Annotated in this window: 19 protein-coding genes; 13 read left to right on the top strand and 6 right to left on the bottom strand. The window is 64.5% G+C overall.

What is annotated here, in order from left to right; genetic code table 11:
- Window positions 1-132 precede the first annotated feature (132 nt).
- The 7 genes from OZN62_RS04045 to OZN62_RS04075 all read left to right on the top strand — a co-directional run bounded on the left by OZN62_RS04045 (window position 133) and on the right by OZN62_RS04075 (window position 5695).
- The gene (locus tag OZN62_RS04045; protein WP_269101456.1) at window positions 133-690 is read left to right on the top strand and encodes a F0F1 ATP synthase subunit delta; all 558 of its coding nucleotides are present in this window, start codon (window positions 133-135) and stop codon (window positions 688-690) included.
- Between the two features lie 29 nt (window positions 691-719).
- Complete coding sequence (atpA, locus tag OZN62_RS04050; protein WP_269101457.1) at window positions 720-2249, top strand: F0F1 ATP synthase subunit alpha; 1530 nt, start codon at window positions 720-722, stop codon at window positions 2247-2249.
- A 29-nt stretch (window positions 2250-2278) separates the two neighbouring features.
- Entirely contained in the window at window positions 2279-3148 is an 870-nt protein-coding gene (locus tag OZN62_RS04055) for a F0F1 ATP synthase subunit gamma (RefSeq protein ID WP_269101458.1), read from the top strand.
- Between the two features lie 15 nt (window positions 3149-3163).
- Complete coding sequence (locus tag OZN62_RS04060) at window positions 3164-3502, top strand: hypothetical protein (protein WP_269101459.1); 339 nt, start codon at window positions 3164-3166, stop codon at window positions 3500-3502.
- A gap of 43 nt (window positions 3503-3545) precedes the next feature.
- On the top strand, window positions 3546-5003 hold the full coding sequence (gene atpD, locus OZN62_RS04065) for a F0F1 ATP synthase subunit beta (RefSeq protein WP_269101460.1): 1458 nt from the start codon (window positions 3546-3548) through the stop codon (window positions 5001-5003).
- Between the two features lie 5 nt (window positions 5004-5008).
- On the top strand, window positions 5009-5266 hold the full coding sequence (locus OZN62_RS04070) for an ATP synthase F1 subunit epsilon (RefSeq protein WP_269101461.1): 258 nt from the start codon (window positions 5009-5011) through the stop codon (window positions 5264-5266).
- Between the two features lie 99 nt (window positions 5267-5365).
- Window positions 5366-5695 carry a hypothetical protein gene (locus OZN62_RS04075; protein ID WP_269101462.1) on the top strand — a complete coding sequence of 110 codons (330 nt, stop codon included), beginning with the start codon at window positions 5366-5368 and terminating at the stop codon, window positions 5693-5695.
- On the opposite strand, the gene OZN62_RS04080 is transcribed toward OZN62_RS04075, so the two are convergent.
- The gene (locus OZN62_RS04080) at window positions 5692-5973 is read right to left on the bottom strand and encodes an HNH endonuclease (protein ID WP_269101463.1); all 282 of its coding nucleotides are present in this window, start codon (window positions 5971-5973) and stop codon (window positions 5692-5694) included. The genes OZN62_RS04075 and OZN62_RS04080 overlap by 4 nt on opposite strands.
- Before the next feature lie 56 nt (window positions 5974-6029).
- Here OZN62_RS04080 and OZN62_RS04085 point away from each other — a divergent pair, with 56 nt between their 5' ends.
- Window positions 6030-7568, top strand: a complete 1539-nt coding sequence (locus tag OZN62_RS04085; RefSeq protein ID WP_269101464.1) for an ArnT family glycosyltransferase — start codon at window positions 6030-6032, stop codon at window positions 7566-7568.
- Here the strand turns inward: OZN62_RS04085 and OZN62_RS04090 are convergent.
- Window positions 7495-8403 (bottom strand): DMT family transporter, encoded by a 909-nt coding sequence (locus OZN62_RS04090; RefSeq protein ID WP_269101465.1) that lies wholly within the window; start codon window positions 8401-8403, stop codon window positions 7495-7497. The genes OZN62_RS04085 and OZN62_RS04090 overlap by 74 nt on opposite strands.
- Before the next feature lie 176 nt (window positions 8404-8579).
- Between OZN62_RS04090 and OZN62_RS04095 the strand changes: the two genes are divergently transcribed.
- Genes OZN62_RS04095 through OZN62_RS04110 form a run of 4 tightly spaced genes read left to right on the top strand, consistent with a single transcriptional unit; the run spans window position 8580 to window position 13335 of the window.
- Window positions 8580-9605 (top strand): glycosyltransferase family 2 protein, encoded by a 1026-nt coding sequence (locus OZN62_RS04095; RefSeq protein WP_269101466.1) that lies wholly within the window; start codon window positions 8580-8582, stop codon window positions 9603-9605.
- Window positions 9606-9607: 2 nt separating this feature from the next.
- Window positions 9608-11305: an ArnT family glycosyltransferase gene (locus tag OZN62_RS04100; protein WP_269101467.1), complete on the top strand. Its 1698-nt coding sequence runs from the start codon at window positions 9608-9610 to the stop codon at window positions 11303-11305.
- Between the two features lie 6 nt (window positions 11306-11311).
- Entirely contained in the window at window positions 11312-12550 is a 1239-nt protein-coding gene (locus OZN62_RS04105) for a polysaccharide pyruvyl transferase family protein (RefSeq protein ID WP_269101468.1), read from the top strand.
- The gene (locus tag OZN62_RS04110) at window positions 12547-13335 is read left to right on the top strand and encodes a class I SAM-dependent methyltransferase (RefSeq protein ID WP_269101469.1); all 789 of its coding nucleotides are present in this window, start codon (window positions 12547-12549) and stop codon (window positions 13333-13335) included. Before OZN62_RS04105 ends, OZN62_RS04110 begins: the two co-directional genes overlap by 4 nt.
- Here OZN62_RS04110 and OZN62_RS04115 read toward each other — a convergent pair.
- From OZN62_RS04115 to OZN62_RS04125, 3 genes are read right to left on the bottom strand one after another with little or no spacing between them, the layout of a single operon-like run.
- Entirely contained in the window at window positions 13332-14279 is a 948-nt protein-coding gene (locus OZN62_RS04115; protein ID WP_269101470.1) for a lysylphosphatidylglycerol synthase domain-containing protein, read from the bottom strand. The genes OZN62_RS04110 and OZN62_RS04115 overlap by 4 nt on opposite strands.
- Window positions 14276-16147: an asparagine synthase-related protein gene (locus OZN62_RS04120; RefSeq protein WP_269101471.1), complete on the bottom strand. Its 1872-nt coding sequence runs from the start codon at window positions 16145-16147 to the stop codon at window positions 14276-14278. The genes OZN62_RS04115 and OZN62_RS04120 overlap by 4 nt, the downstream gene beginning before the upstream one ends.
- A gap of 4 nt (window positions 16148-16151) precedes the next feature.
- Complete coding sequence (locus tag OZN62_RS04125) at window positions 16152-17306, bottom strand: glycosyltransferase (protein WP_269101472.1); 1155 nt, start codon at window positions 17304-17306, stop codon at window positions 16152-16154.
- A gap of 154 nt (window positions 17307-17460) precedes the next feature.
- Between OZN62_RS04125 and OZN62_RS04130 the strand changes: the two genes are divergently transcribed.
- Window positions 17461-19017, top strand: a complete 1557-nt coding sequence (locus OZN62_RS04130; RefSeq protein WP_269101473.1) for a CpaF family protein — start codon at window positions 17461-17463, stop codon at window positions 19015-19017.
- A gap of 58 nt (window positions 19018-19075) precedes the next feature.
- On the opposite strand, the gene OZN62_RS04135 is transcribed toward OZN62_RS04130, so the two are convergent.
- Window positions 19076-19309 (bottom strand): hypothetical protein, encoded by a 234-nt coding sequence (locus OZN62_RS04135; protein ID WP_269101474.1) that lies wholly within the window; start codon window positions 19307-19309, stop codon window positions 19076-19078.
- Window positions 19310-19322: the final 13 nt, after the last annotated feature.

The following is a 19322-nucleotide window of genomic DNA, read 5'->3' on the forward strand; positions in this document are numbered from 1 at the left end:
CGGGCCGGACTCGGGTTGCACTAATCCAACCTCGGTGCTAGTCGCGCGCCAGCCTTACGGGGGTGCGTTTTCGCATGCCTTATCAAGGCAGTCACATTTTTCCGTTTTTCGGACCCAAGAGGACCTTCTCGCGTGGAGCTTTCCGCCGGTATTCAGGCCAGCCTGGCAGGGCGTTATGCCTCGGCCCTATTCGATCTCGCCAGTGAAGCTGGCACCGTCACCGCTGTCGAGAGCGATCTCGAGAAGCTGGACGCTGCGCTTCGCGAATCGGAAGAGCTGGCAGCCCTTATCAACAACCCGCAGATCAGCCGCGGCCAGTTGGCCGGCGTGATGAGCGGTGTGGGCAAGCATCTCGGCCTGTCCGAACTCACCCGCAACTTCCTCGGCGTGCTGGCGGAAAACCGCCGCGTGTCGAAGCTGCCGGGCATGATCCGCGCTTTCGCCACCATCGCCGCTGCCCAGCGCGGCGAAGTGCAGGCCGAAGTCGCCAGCGCGCACGCGCTCACCGATGCCCAGCTGGCAGAGCTGGAAACCAAGCTGCGCGCCCGCGAAGGCCGCACGGTGAAACTGAAATCCCGCGTCGACCCCGACCTGCTCGGCGGACTCGTCGTCACCATCGGATCGAAGCGCATCGACAGCTCGATCCGCACCCGTCTCAACTCCCTCGCCCAGGCCATGAAGAGCGCCTGAGTAGCCCAACGCAAGAAGGCTGAACGCAAATGGATATCCGCGCCGCAGAAATCTCCAAGGTCATCAAGGACCAGATCGCCAATTTCGGCACCGAAGCCGAAGTCAGCGAAGTCGGCTCCGTGCTGTCGGTGGGTGACGGCATCGCCCGCATCCACGGCCTCGACAAGGTCCAGGCCGGTGAAATGGTCGAGTTCGCAAACGGCGTACAGGGCATGGCGCTGAACCTCGAAGCCGACAACGTCGGTGTCGTGATCTTCGGCTCGGACGCCGAGATCAAGGAAGGCGACAGCGTCAAGCGCACCGGCACCATCGTGGACGTGCCGGTCGGCAAGGGCCTGCTGGGCCGCGTGGTCGACGCCCTGGGCAACCCGATCGACGGCAAGGGCCCGATCGAAGCTGCCGAGCGCAAGCGCGTCGAAGTGAAGGCTCCGGGCATCATCCCGCGCAAGTCGGTGCACGAGCCCGTGCAGACCGGCCTGAAGGCACTGGACGCCCTCGTCCCCGTCGGTCGTGGCCAGCGCGAACTGATCATCGGTGACCGCCAGACCGGCAAGTCCGCCGTCGCCATCGATACCTTCATCAACCAGAAGGAAATCAACCAGGGCGACGACGAGAGCAAGAAGCTCTACTGCATCTACGTCGCCGTCGGCCAGAAGCGCTCCACCGTCGCGCAGATCGTGAAGCAGCTCGAAGAAAACGGCGCAATGGAATATTCCATCGTCGTCGCCGCCACCGCATCGGAGCCCGCTCCGCTGCAGTACCTGGCGCCCTACACCGGCTGCGCCATGGGCGAATTCTTCCGCGACAACGGCATGCACGCCGTGATCGTGTACGACGACCTTTCCAAGCAGGCCGTCGCCTATCGCCAGATGTCGCTGCTGCTGCGTCGCCCGCCGGGCCGCGAAGCCTATCCGGGTGACGTGTTCTACCTGCACTCCCGCCTGCTGGAGCGTGCGGCGAAGATGAACGAGGAAAACGGCGCCGGTTCGCTGACCGCCCTGCCCGTCATCGAAACCCAGGCCGGTGACGTGTCGGCCTACATTCCGACCAACGTAATCTCGATCACCGACGGCCAGATCTTCCTCGAAACCGACCTGTTCTACCAGGGCATCCGTCCGGCCATTAACGTCGGCCTTTCGGTGTCGCGTGTGGGCGGTGCCGCCCAGACCAAGGCGATGAAGAAGGTCGCCGGCTCGATCAAGCTGGACCTCGCGCAGTACCGCGAAATGGCTGCCTTCGCGCAGTTCGGTTCGGACCTCGACGCTTCGACCCAGAAGCTGCTTAACCGCGGTGCGCGCCTGACCGAGCTGCTGAAGCAGCCGCAGTTCTCGCCGATGCCGGTGGAAGAACAGGTCGTGTCGATCTTCGCCGGTACCAACGGCTACATCGACAGCGTTCCGGTGGAGCGCGTGACCGAGTACGAAGCCGCCATGCTCAGCTTCATGCGCAACGAGCATGCCGACGTGCTGAAGACGATCCGCGACACCGGAAAGTTCGAAGACGACACCAAGGCAGCCGTCGTGGCTGCCCTCGACGCCTTCGCCAAGCAGTTCGCCTGATCCGGGACCGAGCCTAACAGGGAGCCGACATGGCAAGCCTCAAGGAACTCAAAGACCGGATCAAGTCGGTCAAGTCGACGCAGAAGATCACCAAGGCGAAGCAGATGGTCGCCGCGGCGAAGCTGCGCAAGGCGCAGGCCGCCGCTGAAAGCGCGCGTCCCTATGCCGAGCGGCTGGCGTCGGTGATGGGCTCGCTCGCCGGCAAGGTGAGCGGCGATTCCGCCCCGCTGCTGCTGCGCGGCACCGGCTCGAACCAGAAGCACCTGCTCGTGGTGGTGAACACCGACAAGGGCCTGTGTGGCGGTCTGAACTCCAACATCGTCAAGGAAGCCAAGGCGCAGGCGAAGAAGCTGATCGCCGAAGGCAAGGACGTGAGCTTCTACCTCGTCGGCAAGAAGGGCCGTGCGCCGATCAAGCGCGACTATGCCGACAAGATCGACCACCACTACGACACCAGCGCGATGAAGAACCCCGACTTCGCCGAAGCGGACAAGATCGCTGACGAGCTGGTGACGAAGTTCGAGAAGGGCGAATTCGACGTCGCCCACCTCGTCTACCCGGTGTTCAAGAGCGCGCTGGCGCAGGACCCGACCACGGTGCAGATCCTGCCGGTTCCGGCTCCGGAAACCGCCGAGGCGTCCGAAGCCGTGGTGGAATACGAACCGGGCGAGGAGGAAATCCTCGAAGACTTGCTGCCGCGCTACATCAAGACGCAGCTATTCGGCGCGCTGCTGGAGCGCGAGGCCTCCGAACAGGGCGCCTCGATGACCGCGATGGACAACGCCACGCGCAACGCCGGTGACCTGATCGACAAGCTGACGATCCAGTACAACCGCAGCCGCCAGGCCGCGATTACCACCGAACTCATCGAAATCATTGCCGGCGCGGAAGCGCTGTAAGCAGGACCAGAAATCGTGAAGTATCTCCCCCTCCTCCTTCCCGTCGCCCTGCTGGCCGCATGTGGCGAAGAACCCGCTCCCGAGCCGGTGCCGACCGAAACGGCAACGCCGGAGCCGACCCCGACCGTGCCCGCGCCGGACGAAGAGCTGTTTGCCTCGCTGCACGCCGCGACCTGCGAGGGCGCCGAGCCGGTAAGCACCTCGGTCTGCCGCCGCGCCATGGGAGCCGACACGGTTTCCTGCGAGTTCGGCCTGGGTGAAGACGAATACCTGCGCCACGATGCGACTCTGGCAATCGACGAGGCGGGCGAAGCCTGGGCCATCGTCGATCCCGAGACGGTCTGCGCCCAGTAATTGAATTGAACCAGACACTTATTTGACGCCACAGGAACTGATCATGGCTACCGCACCTGCACTGAACCAAACCACCAACGGCACCATTGCCCAGGTCATCGGCGCCGTCGTCGACGTGACCTTCGAAGGCGAACTGCCCGCCATTCTCTCCGCGCTGGAGACCAAGAACGGCGACAACACGCTCGTGCTCGAAGTGGCACAGCACCTCGGTGAGAACACCGTGCGCACGATCGCCATGGACGGCACGGACGGTCTCGTCCGCGGCCAGGAAGTGATCAACACCGGCGCGCAGATCTCCGTGCCGGTCGGCCCGAAGACGCTGGGTCGCATCATGAACGTGGTTGGCGAGCCGATCGACGAGCGCGGCCCCATCGGTGCCGACAAGAGCGCCCCGATCCACGCCGAGGCCCCGGAATTCGTCGACCAGTCGACCGAAGCCGACATCCTCGTCACCGGCATCAAGGTGATCGACCTTCTCGCTCCCTATGCCAAGGGCGGCAAGATCGGCCTGTTCGGCGGTGCCGGCGTGGGCAAGACCGTGCTGATCCAGGAACTGATCAACAACATCGCGAAGGGCCACGGTGGTGTGTCCGTCTTCGCCGGTGTTGGCGAGCGTACCCGCGAAGGTAACGACCTCTACCACGAATTCCTCGACGCCGGCGTTATCGCCAAGGACGAAGACGGCAACGCCATCTCCGAGGGTTCGAAGGTGGCACTGGTCTTCGGCCAGATGAACGAACCGCCGGGCGCTCGTGCCCGTGTGGCCCTGTCCGGCCTGACCATGGCGGAATACTTCCGCGACGAGGAAGGCCAGGACGTGCTGTTCTTCGTCGACAACATCTTCCGCTTCACCCAGGCGGGTTCGGAAGTGTCGGCCCTGCTCGGCCGTATTCCTTCGGCCGTGGGCTACCAGCCGACCCTGTCGACCGACATGGGTAACCTGCAGGAACGCATTACCTCCACCACCAAGGGCTCGATCACCTCGGTGCAGGCCATCTACGTTCCCGCGGACGACCTTACCGACCCGGCCCCGGCAACCTCGTTTGCTCACCTTGACGCAACGACCACGCTGAACCGCGCGATTTCGGAACTGGGCATCTACCCGGCGGTGGATCCGCTGGACTCGACCAGCCGCGTTCTCGAACCGCGCGTCGTCGGCCAGGAGCACTACGAAACCGCTCGCCGCGTCCAGGAAATCCTGCAGAAGTACAAGAGCCTGCAGGACATCATCGCCATTCTCGGCATGGACGAACTGAGCGAAGAAGATAAGCTGACCGTGGCCCGCGCCCGCAAGATCCAGCGCTTCCTGTCGCAGCCGTTCCACGTGGCCGAGGTGTTCACCAACATCCCCGGCAAGTTCGTGCAGCTGGAAGACACCGTGCGCTCGTTCAAGGCGGTTGTGGACGGTGAATACGACCACCTGCCGGAAGCTGCCTTCTACATGGTCGGCGGTATCGACGAAGCCGTCGAGAAGGCCCAGAAGATGGCTGAGGAAGCCTAATCAGCATGGCACTCCACTTCGAACTGGTCACGCCGAGCAAGCTAGTCCGCTCCGAGGACGTCCACATGGTGGTCGTGCCCGGTGCCGAAGGCGAATTCGGCGTGCTGGAGGGCCACGCGCCCTTCATGTCGACCATCCGCGACGGCGCGGTGCAGGTCTACAAGACCGAAGGCGGCGAGCCCGAGAGCATCGAAGTGCGCGGTGGCTTTGCCGAAGTGGGCGACAACGGCCTGACGGTCCTGGCGGAACACGTCGAAGACTGACCCACAGGTTGACCTGAAAAGACGAAGGGCCGCAGCGAACCATCGCCGCGGCCCTTTGCTTTTAAGGGCACGGTAACCGGGCAAGCGCACACTGCGTGCATGCTGACCACCATCCTGCTTGCCTCCGCCCTCAGCGGCACGGCGCTGGTCGAGGAAGCCGACCGGCGCAACCTCGCCTATACCGAATGCCTGTTCGCGCAGGTGCGCGCGGCACGCGAGGCCCGCCTGCCGGAAGAGGCGATGCTCGCCCGGCTGGAGAGCGAATGCCGCACCAAGCGACTGGCACTCGAGGAAATCACCCTCGCCGTGCGACGGGAACGCGGCGACAGCCGTGCCGAAGCGCAAGCCAACTGGGACCGGGTCCACGGCAATAGCATAGAGGCCGTGCGCCGCGCCTATGCCCTGAGACTGAGCGAGCAGCAGCGCTAGCGCTTGCGCCGTGTCGGCGCATGGAAATCGGGCGGCTTGTCGGCAACCCAGTCCACGAATTTCGCCACCTCTTCCATCGCCAGCAGCAGGGTGCGATTCCCGTCCATCCGCTTCAGTTCGGCGTTTGTGGCGTGCAGGTGGATCGTCCGGTGGCAGATCGGGTGGACCGGCACTGTCTCCCTACCCTTCTTCGCCTTGGGCACCACGTGATGGAACTGCACGCGCCGTCCCAGCGGCCTTTCGCAGAGCCAGCATGTCTCGCCATTCGCCTCGGTCATAAGCGGTTCTTAACCATGTTGCGCGATCACGCGCCAGACAGGAGGCCAATCGCCCAATGACGAGCGTGGCAGCATCGCCAGAAAGTGGAACCACCGCGCAGGCCCAATCGTGGCTGCGCGGCGATGCGCCGTGGCTGGTCCCCCTGGCCCTGCTGGTGCTGGCGGTGCGCGGCATCTGGTTCGGCGATCCGGTCGCCGATTTCGACGAGCAGCTCTACTCCTTCATCGGCTGGCGCATGCAATATGGCGAACTGCCCTTCGTCGACTGGTGGGACCGCAAACCCTTCGGCCTCTTCGCCGTGTTCGGCGTAGCGCACGCCTTGTTCGGGCCGAGTGCGCTGGCCTACCAACTGGTCGCCGCGGGTTTCGCCTTTCTCACTGCGCTGCTGACATTCCGCCTGGCGCGCCGCCTGGTCGATCGCGCCGCTGCTACGGCAGCCGCCGCCATCGCCGTGCTGCTGCTGTCGGCCTATGCCAGCTATTCGGGCCAGAGCGAGGTCTTCTTCGTGCCCATGATGCTGGTGATGGCCACGCTGCTGGTCGATCCCGATCACCCGCATTTCACGCGCCGTGCCGCCGTGGCCATGCTGCTTGGCGGCTTGGCGCTGCAGGTAAAGTACACCGTGGTGCCACAATGCGCCTTCTTCGGCCTTTACGCGCTGTGGGTGGAATATCGGCGCGGGCGCAGCGTCCCCGCCCTTGCCGCCATTGCCGCGCTGTTCGCCGCGATGGGCCTGCTGCCGACCATTCTGGTGGGGGCTTTCTACGCCGCCATCGGCGATTTCGACGCCTTCTGGTTCGCCAATTTCGCCAGCTTCTTCGAGCGGGCCGCTGCGCCGCAGGGACGCTGGATCCCCAGTCACTTGATCGGCGTCGCCCCGGTGGCGATCCTGGCCGCCGGAGGCACCTACGCTGCCTTGCGCATGAACCGGCCCGAGCCCTTCGCCACGTGGCTCTTCTTCGCCGGCTGGGCGCTGGCCACGCTGGCTACGGTACTGCTGCCCGGCACGGTCTACCTCTACTACTACGCCGCCATGTCCGCGCCTGCCGCGCTGGTGGCCTTGCCGCTGCTCGACCGCAGGGGGCCGATGAAGCTCGGGCCTGCTCTCGTGCTGCCGATTGCCCTGCTGGCGTTGCTCTCCTTGCCGGATCGTCGCGTACAGTCGCTGGAAGAACGCGCCGCCGCCGCAGAGCTGGCGCGGGCCATCTCACCGCATGTCGGGCGCGAAGAGAACTGCCTGTGGATCTGGGACGGCCCCACGGCGCTCTACCGCCTTGCCGACAGCTGCGTGCCGACCCGTTTCGTCTATCCCGACCATCTCAACAATGCGCTGGAAACCGGCGCGCTAGGCGTGGATCAGGTGGAGGAAATCTCGCGCATCCTAGCGAGCCAGCCCGGTGCCATCGTCACCGCCGATACCGGCATGACCATCCGTAATCCGGACGCTGCCGCGCTTGTGGATCAGGCACTTGCAAGCGACTTTGAAGAAAAGGTCACGGTGCAGATGCACGGCCGCAACATTACGGCTTGGGTGCGGCGCTCGCCTTCTTCTGTCCCCGCGACCGCCACCACAGGAACAGCCCCGCAGCAATGATGATCGCCGCGCCGAGCAGGGCGACGGCATCGGGGTAATCCTCGAAGAAGATCGCGCCCAGCGCCACGGCCATCAGCAATTGCCCATAGGTCATCGGGGCGATGGTCCCCGCGCCTGCCTTGGCCGTGCCCATGTAGATCAGCCACTGCGCCAGCGTAGCGGAGCAGCCGATGAAGGCGCAGCGGGCGATGATGGTCCAGTCCGGCCAGTGGAGGGTAAAGCCCTCGACCCCGCTGACATGGCCAACAGCCGTGGCAATCACCAGGAAGATGAGCGCCGTCACCGACATGTAGTACTGCATGGCCAGCACGCTTGCGCTGCCGTGGACCTTGCGGTTCAGGATCAGCACCACGGCCATACCAGTCGCCGCCACCAGCGGCAGCAGGACGCCCCATCCCGCCGTCTCGAATGTCGGCCGCAGCACGATGAAGACGCCGGTAAAGGCCGCCAGCGTGGCCAGCCAGGTGCTCAGCCGTGCGCGCTCTCCCAGGAAGATCATAGCCAGGATCGCCGTGATGATCGGCTGGGTAAAGCCGATCGAGGTCGCCTCCGACAGCGGCATGATCCACACGGCGAGGAACATGCCCACCGCCGAAATGCTGATCGAGACGCCGCGCAGCCACTGGAGCCGGGACTTCGGCAGGGCCAGTGCCCCCAGTCCCTCACGCCGCGCGATGAGGACTGCCAGCAGCGCCGTGCCGACGATATAACGGGTCGCCGCCATGGCCGGGGCCGGCCACTCGCCGGCCATGCCCTTGATGATCGCGTCACCGAGCGAAAGCGTGCAGAATCCGGCCAGCGCGAACAGCAGGCCTGCCCTGTCGGATTGTTGCATGTCGCCCGGTCCCCTCCACTCGCGCTGTGGGCGGCTTAGTGATCGCGCGAAGCAGGGGCAAAGGTTTCCTGTGCAACCGTCGCAAATGCATGTGGGCGAAGTTTACGAAGCGTTAAACGGTCATGCTTAACAAAGCCCTATGACGGTGCCCGTAGTGGGTGCCTTCCGGGGGCGTCATGACGAAGCTTATTATCCAGATTCCCTGCCTGAACGAGGCCAACAGCCTGCCCGAAACGCTGGCAGCCCTGCCGCGCCGGGTAGATGGCGTGGACACGGTGGAATTCCTCCTGATCGACGACGGCAGCAGCGATGGCACCGCCCAGGTGGCGCGCCAGTGGGGTGTGCACCACATCGTCAGCCACCGGCGTAATCGCGGCCTCGCCGCCGCTTTCCGCAGCGGCATCGACCGCGCCCTGGCCGAAGGCGCGGACATCATCGTCAACACCGATGGTGACGGGCAGTACGAAGGCGCGGATATCGCCGCGCTGGTGCAGCCGATCATCGCCGGCAATGCCGACATCGTGATTGGCGACCGCGGCGTGGCCGACAACGCCCATTTCGGGCCGATCAAGCGGCTGCTGCAACGGCTGGGCAGCCGCGTGGTGCAAAGCTGCGCCGGCGTCGAGGTAAGCGACGCGGTCAGCGGCTTCCGCGCCATCAGCCGCGAGGCCGCACGCCGCATCAACATCACCACCGAGTTTTCCTACACCACCGACATGCTGATCCAGGCAGGCCGCAAGCGGCTGGCCATCAAGTCGGTGCCGGTGCGTACCCACCGGACCGAACGCCCCTCGCGCCTGTTCAAGTCGATCCCCGGCTTCATCGCGCAGACCGGCGTCACCATCATGCGCGCCTACACCACCCACAACGCGCTGCGCGCCTTCGTGGGCACGGGCCTGATCACCGCCCTGATCGGCACCCTGCCGATCCTGCGCTTCCTGTGGTTCTGGGCCAATGGCGAAGGCGCCGGACACGTACAGTCGCTGATCCTTGGCGGCGCCCTTCTGATGCTCGGCACGATCGTGGCGGTCATGGGTATCCTTGCCGACCTGATCGCCACCAACCGCAAGCTGCTGGAAATGAACCTGCAGAAGGTGCGCGAGATCGAGGAAAAGCTGACCCAGCACGAGCTGACCATCAGCGAACCCTCGAAAGAGGTTGACGTCCCGGTCGTCGAAGTCGCCAAGCGCAAGCTGGGCTGACAATGGCGAGTGCCGCCAATCCGTTGCACGACGGGCAGCTGCCCACGTCGGCGACCACCCGTCCGTGGTGGCGTACGACTGACAGCGCGATCTGGCCCCTGGCCGCCCTCGTCCTGCTGCTGGTCCTGCAATTCACCCTCGTCTTCACCCGCGCCATCAACTGGGACGAATACTCCTATTTCCGCGGGGTAGCCTGGCTCGCTGACGGTCGCCTCGATCGACCGCTGCAGAGCATCCACACGCGCCTGTTCGCATGGCTGCCGGGGATGTTTTCCACCAGCACCGACCATATCGTGGCTGCCCGCGTGGCGATGTTCGGCTTCGAACTGGTGACGCTGGCCAGCATCTTCGCGATTGCCCAGCGCTTCAGTGATAATCGCACGGCGGCCTTTGCCCTGCTGGCCTACGTGTCGGCAGGCTTCGTCCTGCAACACGGGACGTCCTTCCGCGTCGATCCGATTGCCACTGCCCTGCTCTGCTCTGCGCTTGCCATTCTGGTCCTCTCGCCGCTCAGGCTGCTGCACATCCTCGGCTTCGGTGCGCTCGCAGGCCTTGCGCCCATGGTGTCGATCAAGGTGGTTCTCTATGCCCCCGCCTTCGCTGGCCTTGCCTACTGGCGCGCTTCCAGGAGCGGCTGGCAAGCAGCGGAAATGGTCCGCATCGCGGCCTGCGGGCTTGCCGCGGCCCTGGCCTTCGGCGCGATCTACTGGCTGCATTCGCAAGGCGTGACGGGTGACGACAGCCCGGTGGCGGCATCCAGCGAGGTTCTCGGCCGTTCGCGAAGCTGGGCCTTCTTCCTTGGCGTTCCGCCCTATTGGCAAATGATCATCAAGGCCCTGCTGACAGCACCACTGATGGCAGCGATCATCCTGCTGCTGCCCTTCGTGGTCCGGAAGGCAGGCCTTGATACGGTCACAAAGGTCGCTCTGCTCGGCCTGTGGCTGCCCGTGCTCTGCCTGCTCTTCTACACCAACACGGCGGGCTATTTTTACGTCTTCCTGTTCGCGCCGCTCGCGATAGCCGGCATACCGGTGCTGCGCCTCGCCATCGAACGGTTCTCCTCGCGCAACCTTGCGCTTGCCCTGCTGGCCATGGGCTCGCTCATCTGGCTGACGGAAGACCGCTCCATCATCGAGCGCCAGCGGCAGGTCGAAAGCAACGTCCAGCAGATTTTCCCCGAACCGGTGGCCTATTTCGATCACAACTACATGCTTGGCGGATGGCCCAAGGGAAATGGCCTGCTGACGCCGTGGGGCCTTGAACTGTATCGGCTGAACAAAGTCCCCCAGTATCGGATGGCGATGGAGGAGCAGCCGATCCCCCTGTTCCTTGCCAACTATCCGGACCTTGAGCAGGTGATCACCGGAGAGCGCGACGACCTGTTTCTGCGCGAAGACATCGAGGCCTTGCGCAACAACTATGTCGAGTTCGCATGGCCTGTATGGATTGCCGGCAAGAACTATGCCGGACAGCAAAGCGAATTCACCGACGAATTCCTGGTGCCCGGCACCTACACGGTCGAAGAGGGCCCCATCGGGATCGACGGCGTGAGCTACGAGACCGGGGATACCCTGGAAATCACCCGTGGCACTCACGCGATCCTCGTCCAAGAAGGAACGACCGCCCGGCTCGTCTGGGGTGCGAACCTGGCCCGCCCAGCGGTTCCCATTGCCCCCGGCCCGCTCTACACGGACTTCTGAGAGAACATGGCGAACACCACTCACATCCTGATCGTGAACCAGCACGGCGACAACCGCGGCGACGAGGCTGCCCTGCGCGCCATGATCGACGAGTTCACAAACCGGCTGGGCGATGTGCGCTTCACGATCCTGCACCAGTTTCGCGACCGCAACCTGCGCCCCCGGCTTGATGCGCAGGTCGAATGGCATTCGCTGGTGCTCAATCCGCTGATCGGCCTCGGCCTGCTGATCGCGGCGCTGCTGCGCCCCTTGGGCATCGGCAAGAGTCCGCGTGGGAACAGCCAGCTTGCGCAATTTCGCCGCGCCTACGAAAGCGCGGACCTTGTCGTCAGCGCGCCGGGCGGCCCCTATTTCGGTGACATCTACGCCGCACACGAGATCGTGCACTGGTTCTACGTCTGGCTTGCCAGGCGCTACGGTAAGCCCGCGTTCCTCTATGCCACGTCTGTCGGGCCGTTCCGCCATCGACTGTTGAATCCGGTGCGACGGATCATGTTCCGCCGGTTCGACAAGCTGTGCGTGCGTGAAGACCTTTCCCGCGCCATGCTGGAGGACTTCGTTCCGGGCGTGACGGTGGAAGTGACCGCGGATTCCGCCCTTCAGCGCAAGCCCTACCAGCCCAAGCCTGCGCCGCAGGACACGGACCTCGTCGTGGGCATGACGGTGCGCCACCATCCCTTTGCCGATGCCGCGGACGAGGAAGAGCGCAAGGCTCTCCAGGCTCGCTATGTCGAGGTGCTGGACGATGCCGTGCGGCACCTTGCCGCGCGCGGTGCGACGAAGCTGGTCCTGTTCCCGCAGCTTTACGGCACGGCGCACAGCGACGTGCCCGTGCTGGAAGCCTTTGCCGAGCGTCATCAGGACGTGATCGCAACCGAGATCTTCGATCCAGAAGCAGATTCCGACATGCAACGCGAAGCGATCCGTGCATGCGACCTGTTCATCGCCAGTCGCTACCACCCGCAGATCTTCGCCGCTTCGGCCGGTGTGCCGGGCATCTGCATTGCCTACGAACACAAGATGACCGGCTTCATGAAGCAGATGGGCCTCGATCGCTTTGCTTTCCCGGTCGACGACCTCGACAAGACCAAGGTGATCGCGGCCATCGACGAAGCGCTGGACAAGCGCGCGGAGCTCTCCCCGCAGATGATCGAAGCCGCATCGAGGCTGCATGATCGTTCCTGCAACACCACGGCACGCGCCGTGGAGCTGATCGATGCCAGCCGGGCGCGAGCCGCCGCATGATGGCCTTAGACCCGGTTTTCGGAGCCACGCCGCCAGCCGGGTCCCAATGGGTGCCCTCGCCCGGCTTCCTGCTGCGCCGCAATCGGATCCTGAAGATGATGCGGGACATTCCCGGCGGCGACTTGCTGGAACTGGGCTGCGGAGCGGGGGCGATGCTCGCCGATTTCGCCGCGCTGGGGCACAGGTGCACGGCTGTCGAAACATCGGAAGCCGCACGCGCCGGGGCGACCCAATTCCACGCCGGAAACCCGTCTGTCACCATCCTAAGCGAAACGGACCCGTCGTGGCGTGAAAGCTTCGACTGCGTGGTCTCGTTCGAAGTCCTTGAACACATCGAGGAAGACCGCGAGGCGCTCAGCGAATGGCTGTCCTACCTGAGGCCCGGTGGAAAGCTTGTCCTCAGCGTTCCGGCAGGTCCGCATCGTTGGGATGCGTCGGACGAATGGGCAGGCCATATCCGCCGCTACACGCGCGACGGGCTGACAGACCTCGTCACCTCCTGCGGCGCGAAGGTAGAGCAGGTGGAAACCTACGGCTGGCCGCTGGCGAACATGCTCGCGCCGATCCGCGCCCGGTCGAAGGCGAAAGCCAGCGCCGCAGACAGCACGGCCGCCCGCACCGCCGAAAGCGGCATCGAACGATCTGCCGAGCGGCGCATGCTGCCAATCCTGAAGTCCCTGCCTGGTCGCCTGGCCATGCGCGGCTTTTTCGCCATGCAGGCTGCCGCAGCACCCACCGATCTTGGCCCAGGCTACCTGCTGCTGGCGCGCAAGCCCGCAGCCTAGCTGGCGCTCTCGTCCTCTGCACGGGCTACCGCGCGCATCCGCAAAGACATCACCGCCGTTCCCACCACGCCCAGCGTAAGGCAGAGCAGCAGCAAGGCGGCGCGCTCCGCCGAGGCGGCGATGACGCCCGCCGCAAAGTTGTGACCTGTCGCGGCCACCAGCCCGCCGATGATCGCTTCACGAACGCCGAGCGAGGCGAAGGAGAACAGCCCAAGCACCACGACAACGGGTGACACGACCAGCAGCAAGGGCAGGTCCACCGGGGTGCCGACAATGTCGAAGGCGATATCCATCCGGATTGCGCCAAGAGCCAGCTGCACGACAATCAACACTGCCAGAATGGCGAGCCTGTCCTTCCGCTGACGGCCTTCATGGATAGCCGCGACGAATCCGTTCCAAAGTCGCCATAACAGCCCCTCCCCTTGCGACGGGGCAACGCGCCAGAGGAACAGCAATACGACGATGCCCGCCACGGCGAACAGGCCCAGCGTCAGCGCCGCATCCTTCACGCCGTCGACCAGGCCGAGGCCAACGATGCCGATTGTCGCCATGACCGCCGAAATCGCCAGCAGCAGGCCGAACCTCAGCGCGATCAGGCCGAGGTTCCTGTCGTAGGAAAGCCCGTGGACCTGCAACAGGTAGCGGAAGCGAAACATGGTGCCGAGGCGAGTGGGCACATAGTTCAGCAGGCTGCTGGAGGCATGGACCAACAGGCTTTCCCCGGCCCCCAGGTTCACGTTCTGGCTCTTGAGCAGGACGACGTTCTGCAGGCCCATGGCAAACCAGCTGACCAGAATCAGCCCGATCAGCGCGGCAAGATCGAAGGCGCTGGTAGTGGCGACTCCTTCGAAGATCGTGTCGCGGCTATCGTAAATGAACCAGCACAGCCATGCGAAGCCGACGACCGACAGCACCTGCTCGATCAGTCGCCAGGCGCGTTTCATGCCTCGGTTTCCTGCAGCACACCGTTGAATGCGCCATATGTCGCAAGGGCGGTAAGCGCGTGCGAGGCGATGGTGTCGAGCGCCACCTTGTTGCGGAACAGGTCTTCGGACCACTTCTTCGAAAACAGGCTGTCGGCAAATTGCCGGTCGATCTCGAAGGGGAGCTGCCCCAGCAGGTCTTCCATCAGAGGGCGCAACTCGCCGCGATACCAGCCGTCGACCGGGGCTTCTGCCGGGGATCGCTTCGGTTGGTAGACGATATCGGCGGGCAGCAATTCCCTCGTCACCGCCATCTGCATCAGGGCATGTTTGCCCATGTTTGCAGGGCCACCCTGCGGGCGCGACATTTCATCCGACATGGAGCTCGCCAGCTTGGCAAAGCGCGGGTGGCTGAACGGGGAAACGATGGCGACGCCGGTCGTATCGAAACAGCCTTCCACCTTGTTGCGGTTGCTGCCGGCCAGCGCCTTGCTGTGATAGGCGCGACGGACCCGGCTGAGGTTCGCGACCGGCTGCGCCAGTTCCCGCAATATCTCTTCGACATCGCGTTCCTGCTCGAAAGGCCCACCACGCGCCCATTCGAGCGATCTGTTGTCCAGTGCGCGCGCCGCGAAGTGGTCACGCACCAGCGGCTCGCGTCGCAGCATGGTCATCAGGTTGCGACCGACACGCAGCGGATGGCCCAGCCGCCGCTCCAGCGCGCGCGATCCGAAGACGCTTTCCGCCAATCCCCGGATCGGCGATGGAATCTTCGCCAATGCCTCCACCACCCGCGTGCGCCGGTAGATCGTGGGATAGCCCAGGAACAGGCCGTCGCAGCCGTCACCCGTCAGCGCATGTTTCAGGCCGGCTGCGCGGATCACGCGGCATACCTCGACGCTTTCGATCGGATAGTGCGGCTGCACGGCCGTCAGGTTGAAGCGGCGACCGTAGTTCCGCAGGCCATCGGCGATCACTTCGGGGCCGATGGCCACCCAATGATGCTGCGAACCGATCTCGGCCGAAAGCCTCTCCGTCATCGGCTGGTTGAAGCTGCCATCGGCAAATTCGAAGGTGAACGTCTCCACCGTCTTGCCCAGCCTGCGCAGACCAGCGGCGACCAGCGCGGAATCGAACCCGCCCAGCATCACCGCCACCCGTTCGTGGGTCGGCGCTACGTCTTCAAGCGCCTGCAGGAAGCCGTCGTGCAGCGCATCCATGGCCTCTTCGAGCGTGGCCTGCGACAAGTCCGGCGCATCGCCCGCCCAGGCGGCAATCTTGTGCCGCTCGACCTGCCCCTGCCGCCATTGCAGCAGCGTTCCTCCGGGCAGCGTCGTTACGCCTTTGTAGACCGTCCGGCCTCCCGGAAGGAACTGGTATCCCAGCAGGAAATCCTCCAGCCCGCGATCTAGCGCGATGCCGGAGAATGCCGTCGGCATCAGCGCGAGGTTGCTGGCGAACTGCAATCCCTCGCCAGTTTCCCGCAGGAACAGCGAATGTCCTCCAGCAGGATCGGTCGCGAGCAGGGTTGCGCCCTTCTCACCATCATGCAGCGCCAGGACATAGGTTCCGGGAATGCCGTCCAGAAAGCCCGTACCCAGTTTCCGGTATCGCTGCAGCAGGTATGCCGCCGCACTGTCGGGATCATCGATGGGATTTCCCGGCCCTTTCCAGTCAGGCGCGCCGCCCAGGATCATGCCCAACAGGACAAGCGAGGTGCCGTCCTCTTGCGCAGTCCCCAGCGTCGCCCCGCCGTCGGTGGCGGAATAGAGCGCCGCTCCGGCCTGTTCCGAAAGCAGGCTTGGAACCACGCCAAAACCTTCGGTCACGCGCTCGACCGCGTCCGGGCGCGTTGTTAGCTGACCGAGATGGCCAAAGAAGAGGTTCATCGTCTCATTCCGTCTCTGCCACCGTGGCAAGGATACGTTGCCAGTCGCCGGCGAGCGCCGGGAAGCTGAAGCGATCCTGCAACCTGCCATGCAACACGGGAGGCAGCGCCGCACGCTCACCGGCGAATTTGTCCAGTGCATCGAGCAAGGCGTCGGGATCGTTGGGCGGGATCAGATAGATCCCCTCGTCCGCGTCCTCCACCAGCTCTCGCATTGCGTTGGAATCCCTCGTAATCAATGGCTTGCCGACGGCGAATGCCTGGTAGACCTTGTTCGGGATCACGCGTGAAGCCTTGTCACTGGTGCCAAAGATGCCGAGGCAGATGTCGGCCTTGTCCATCTCCCCACCCAGCCGGGTGTAGTCGACCCAGTTGATCCGCTCAACATGCGGCGCATCCGCTTCCGCTAGCCGTGCATCGATCCGTCCGGCTTCCTGCCCCTGCCCGATGATCGTCCAGTGATAGGCAGCACCGCGCGGCTGCAGCGCCGCATCGATAATGGTGTCGATGCCGTGCAGCGGGATGAACTGACCGTAGAACAGTACCTTGATCGGTGCGTCGGGGGATGGTGCACCAACCGCGGCCGGCACGGCGAATGCCTCTCTCTCCGCGCCGACCAGGACCGCATCCAGCTTGCCGGCGGGAACCTGGTGCAAGTCTCCCATCAGCGCTGCGTGGGCCTTGGTATCCAGCACCACCTTGTCGGCGATCCGACAAGCCTGGCGTTCCATCCAGCGCAGCGCGCGGGCCTTGAGCCCCTGTTCCGCACCCATGGCGCGATCGCGGGCGTAGGTGTCGTAAATCGAGAGAAAGGCGTCCCACACCACCGGTTTGCCGCGCAGCTTTGCCAGTGGAGCCAGGAGCAGCATGTCGAACAGCCCCATGTAACCGATCACCACCACGTCGTGCGGCCCGGCGAAGAGGTAACGCAGCGCCAGCACCGGATAGGCGAGCAGCAGCCGCAGCCCCACCTCCAACCGCGCGCCTGGCCCGCGCATGACGGACTTGTCCTCCACCCCTTCCCACACCGGGAAATGCAGCATGCGCAGCGCGGGATCGATCTGGCGCAGGCTCTCGCGCAGTAGCCGCGTGCGCGGCTTGCCGAGGTCGTAAGTCCCCAGCAGCACCACGCGCATCGCCGCTTTGCCGCTTGTCGTCACCAACCCGTTTACCTTCTTTTGCGGCGAGAAATTCACGCTGTGCCGTACAAACTTAACCAGTTCTTCACCTAAATTCGCAAGAAGCCTTCCGTAGGAAATCCGCCGATATTTTCGCAATACGGCGATGGGAACGAACTTTAGGGGGTTTGCGAGAATGAGCGCATTCGGACGCAAGAACGGCGCAGGCGGCATGTCCAAGGGTGCCCGTCCGAGCTTTGGCGTCGCCAAGCCCATGCGTGGCGGCGGCGGTTCACCGAAGCCGGCAGCCGACGAATCCGCCGCGCCGCCTCCGGGTGGTGCAGCAGGCGGCGAGCAGTTCCCGCCGGTCCCGCCCGAAGGATCCGCCGTCGAAGGCGCCGGCGGTGCGAACGCCAAGGCCAGCGATGCGATGAGCCGCCTCGCGGACCGTTCCAACGCGGTCCACGACAACAGCAGCGAGCTGGGCGGCTTCGAAGCCAGCGTCCACAAGATCAAGGAACAGGTGCTTCCCCGCCTGCTCGAACGCGTCGATCCCGAGGCAGCGGCCACGCTGAGCAAGGAAGAGCTGTCCGAGGAATTCCGCCCGATCATCATGGAAGTGCTGGCCGAGCTGAAGGTCACGCTGAACCGCCGTGAACAGTTCGCGCTGGAAAAGGTGCTGATCGACGAGCTGCTCGGTTTCGGCCCGCTGGAAGAGCTGCTGAACGACCCCGACGTGTCGGACATCATGGTCAACGGCCCTGACCAGACCTACATCGAAAAGAAGGGCAAGCTGGTCATCGCGCCGATCAAGTTCCGCGATGAAAGCCACCTGTTCCAGATTGCCCAGCGTATCGTGAACCAGGTCGGCCGCCGCGTCGACCAGACCACCCCGCTGGCTGACGCCCGCTTGAAGGACGGCTCGCGTGTGAACGTGATCGTTCCGCCGCTGTCGCTGCGCGGCACCGCGATCTCGATTCGTAAATTCTCCGAGAAGCCGATCACCCTAGACATGCTCAAGGGCTTCGGTTCGATGAGCGACAAGATGTGCACCGCGCTGAAGATTGCCGGTGCCTGCCGCATGAACATCGTCATCTCGGGCGGTACCGGTTCGGGTAAGACGACCATGCTCAACGCCCTGTCGAAAATGATCGACCCGGGCGAGCGCGTGCTGACCATCGAGGACGCCGCCGAACTTCGCCTGCAGCAGCCGCACTGGCTGCCGCTGGAAACCCGTCCGCCGAACCTTGAAGGCCAGGGCGCCATCACCATCGGTGACCTCGTGAAGAACGCCCTGCGTATGCGTCCCGACCGGATCATCCTGGGCGAAATTCGTGGCGCGGAGTGTTTCGACCTCCTCGCCGCCATGAACACCGGCCACGATGGCTCCATGTGTACGCTGCACGCCAACTCGCCGCGCGAGTGCCTGGGCCGTATGGAAAACATGATCCTGATGGGCGACATCAAGATCCCGAAGGAAGCCATTTCGCGCCAGATCGCGGAATCGGTCGACCTGATCGTACAGGTGAAGCGTCTTCGCGACGGTTCGCGTCGCACCACCAACGTCACCGAGGTGATCGGCATGGAAGGTGACGTGATCGTGACGCAGGAACTGTTCGCGTTCGAATACCTGGACGAGAGCGAAGACGGCAAGATCCTCGGCGAATTCCGCTCGAGCGGCCTGCGTCCCTACACGCTGGAAAAGGCCCGCCAGTTCGGCTTCGACCAGGCCTATCTCGAGGCCTGCCTCTAGTCTTCTTTTCGCTCACGCATCCGCGTGAGCACCCGCTGCGGATCCGGACCTACTTCCCTCACCCACCGGCGAGCCAGCCGACGGCGGCAAAGCTCATCAGCGCGAGGCCGATGAAGCCCGACAGCGCGCCGATGTCGCGCCAGGGCATGATGCCGACATCGTCCACGTCCTGTCGCTTTGCGCGGCGGCGTTCGCCCCACGCCGAGAACGCGGACAGCAGCAGGAAACCACCGCCCCACAGGCCGTAGACCGTTGCATCGCTGGCGAAGAGGATCCAGTCGGGCAATCGCATGCTGGGCGGGATA

It is taken from the genome of Aurantiacibacter sp. MUD11, from assembly GCF_026967575.1.
Classification (GTDB): Bacteria; Pseudomonadota; Alphaproteobacteria; order Sphingomonadales; family Sphingomonadaceae; genus Alteraurantiacibacter.